At 68.9% G+C, this 2,865-nt stretch carries 2 protein-coding genes and 1 pseudogene; 2 read left to right on the forward strand and 1 reads right to left on the reverse strand.

What is annotated here, in order from left to right:
- Positions 1-308 (reverse strand): TSUP family transporter (locus AC04L7_RS15865; RefSeq protein WP_475513383.1); only part of this gene is annotated, 308 nt, incomplete at its 3' end.
- Positions 309-371: 63 nt separating this feature from the next.
- Between AC04L7_RS15865 and AC04L7_RS15870 the strand changes: the two genes are divergently transcribed.
- Both AC04L7_RS15870 and cca read left to right on the forward strand, forming a co-directional pair.
- Complete coding sequence (locus AC04L7_RS15870) at positions 372-2,333, forward strand: transglycosylase SLT domain-containing protein (protein WP_435996198.1); 1,962 nt, start codon at positions 372-374, stop codon at positions 2,331-2,333.
- 197 nt (positions 2,334-2,530) lie between these two features.
- Positions 2,531-2,865: pseudogene (gene cca, locus AC04L7_RS15875) on the forward strand (multifunctional CCA addition/repair protein); the annotation flags it as partial.

Genomic DNA, 2,865 nt, shown 5'->3' on the forward strand with positions numbered 1-2,865 from the left:
TCCAGGTGGACCGCCAGGCCACTGCCGACCCAACCACCCAGCAACAGGCCGGGCACCATCCACGCCACCGTCGGCCACAGCACGCTGCCACGACGATGATGCGAGTACGCCGACGACGATGCGGTCAACACGATGCTCRCCAGTGAGCTCGCGAGCGCGGCATGCATCGCCGCGTCTTTCGGAATCCCGTGCAGGGGCAGGATCCACGCGAGTGCGGCGACCAGGACCAGGCCGCCCCCGATGCCGAGCAGGCCCGCGAGAATGCCGGCCAGCACGCCGAGCAACGGAAAAATCCAGACACCTTCCAATCAGCACCTCGCTGTCACGCGTTGTCTACGTGGACGTTCAGCAGGCTTGGGTATAGTCCCGGCATGATCCGATCCACGCCTTTCATCGTACTCGTTGCCCTCGCCGGGCTGTGCAACGCACCCTTCTCGCGCGCGCAGTCGCTCGACGCACAACGTCACGTGATGCGCGATGCGCTCGCCGCGGCCGAGGCCGGTCGCTTCGATGCCGGCACCGCGTCGTCGCTTACCCGCCATCCCCTCTACGGATGGCTCGAGTTCGCGGCCCTGCGCCGCGACCCCGATGCGATATCCACGTCGCAGGCACAGGCCTTCCTCGCGCGCTACGAAGGCCAGGCCGTCGCCTCGCAACTCCGCAGCCTGTGGCTGGCGGCCCTGGCGCGCCGCCAGGACTGGCCGACGTTCCTGGCCGCATGGAAACCGACCGACAGCGTCGCCCTGCAGTGCGCCCACCTGCAGGCGCGCCAGGCCACCGGACGCATCGATGCCGCGTGGACCGAACAGGCGCAGGCGCTCTGGCGGAAAGGCGCGAAGTCGCTTCCGGATGGGTGCGACCCCGTCTTCAATGTGCTGGCTAGCCAGGGCGCGCTGGCGCCGGCGCTGCGCTGGGAGCGCATCGATGCGGCCGCGGCCGAGCGCCAGACCGGCGTGATGCGCAGCGCGGCGCGTGGCCTGCCCGGCGACGAGGCCGCACTCGCCAACGACTATGCCGCCTTCATCGATGCCGTCCATCCTCGCGCGATGAACTGGCCGAAGACCGACCGCAGCCGCCGCATGGCGGCCCACGGCCTGTCGAGACTCGCACAGAACGATCCCGACACGGCCGAGCGCATGCTGCCGCAATACGCCGACGCGCTGGGCATGGGCCCCGACGAGCGCGGGCAGGTGCTGTACCAGATCGCCTTGTGGACGGTCGCATCCTACGGACCGGATTCCGCGCGCCGCTTGGGCAACGTACCCGAGTCTTCCTACGACGAGCGTCTCCACGAATGGCGTGTACGCGAGGCACTGTCGCGCGGCGACTGGCCCTCGGCGCTCGTGGCGCTGAAGAAGATGCCACCGGCGCAGCGCAGCGATTCGCGCTGGCGGTATTTCGAAGCCCGCATGAGCGAGAAGACCGGCGACCGCGCCGCCGCACAGCGTCTTTACCGGGAGACTGCGGGCAGCCCGACCTTCCATGGCTTCCTCGCCGCTGATCGGTTGGAGCAGCCCTACGCGTTGTGCGCCTGGATCCCGAACGACCCCGCCACCGCCGTGCAAGCCGTGGCGCGCGACCCCGCCGTCGTTCGGGCGATGGAACTCTGGCAGTTGGAGCGTCCGGGCTGGGCGACGGCCGAATGGAACGAGGCGCTGTCCCGCTTCGACGATACCCAGCGCCGCATCGCGGTGCAGGTGGCGCAGGACAATGGCTGGTTCGACCGTGCCGTGTTCTCGCTGGGCAAACAGCCCGACGAGCAGCGCCTGTACCGGCTGCGCTTCCCGCTGCACCATGCAGACACCATAAAGCGCGAAGCCGCGAAGCACGGCATCGATCCGGCCTGGGTCGCCGCGGAGATCCGTGCCGAGAGCATCTTCAACCCGAAGGCACGCTCGGGCGCCAACGCCATGGGCCTGATGCAGGTGTTGCCCTCCACGGGTGCGGGCGTCGCCAAGCGCCTGGGCATTCCCTACGCGGGCGCGGCCAGCCTGTACGACGCCGACACCAACATCGCCATCGGCACCGCCTACCTGCGCGAGATGGAAGACAAGTACGCCGTGCCCTATGTCGCCATCGCCGCCTACAACGCGGGGCCGGCGCCGACGGCACGCTGGCAGTCGCAGCGGCCGGGCTTCGATCCCGACGTCTGGATCGAGACGATCAGCTACAAGGAAACGCGCGAGTACGTCGCGCGCGTGCTGGCCTTCAGCGTGATCTACGACTGGCGCCTCAACGGCAGCGCCCTGCCGGTCAGCGACCGCCTGATGGGTCGAGTGCAGGCCAAGCGCAAGGCCTTCACCTGCCCGACAGCACAGATGCCGAAGAGCTGATGACGCTGCGCCCCTGTAGGAGCGACGTCAGTCGCGACCGCGGAACAGGACGGCACACGTTCCGCATCGGGAAGTCGCGTTGTCAGCGGATCATCGCGCACGATCGTCGGGCTGATCGCCTGCACAGGTCGCGGTCGCGACTCGCGTCGCTGCTGCAGTAGCTCCGCATCGCGCTCCGGATCCGGCATCATGCCGGCATGAAGACCTATCTCGTCGGCGGCGCGGTGCGCGACCGGTTGCTCGGCCTGGCGCCCGGCGACCGGGACTGGGTGGTGGTGGGTGCGACGCAGGCGCAGATGGAAGACCTCGGCTTCAAGGCGGTGGGACGCGACTTCCCTGTATTCCTGCATCCGGACACGGGCGAAGAGCATGCGCTTGCGCGCACGGAGCGCAAGAGTGGCCGCGGCTATCGCGGGTTCGTCGTCGATGCCGACCCTTCGGTAACGCTGGAAGAAGACCTGTTGCGGCGCGACTTCACCGTCAACGCCATTGCCCAGGGCGACGACGGCGCGCTCGTCGATCCCTACGGCGG

The organism is Pseudoxanthomonas sp. LjRoot204_2 (genome assembly GCF_056175765.1).

Excerpts from the sequence above, each read along its gene's own strand:
- AC04L7_RS15870 (WP_435996198.1), top strand. The coding sequence starts at position 372 with ATGATCCGATCCACGCCTTTCATCGTACTCGTTGCCCTCGCCGGGCTG.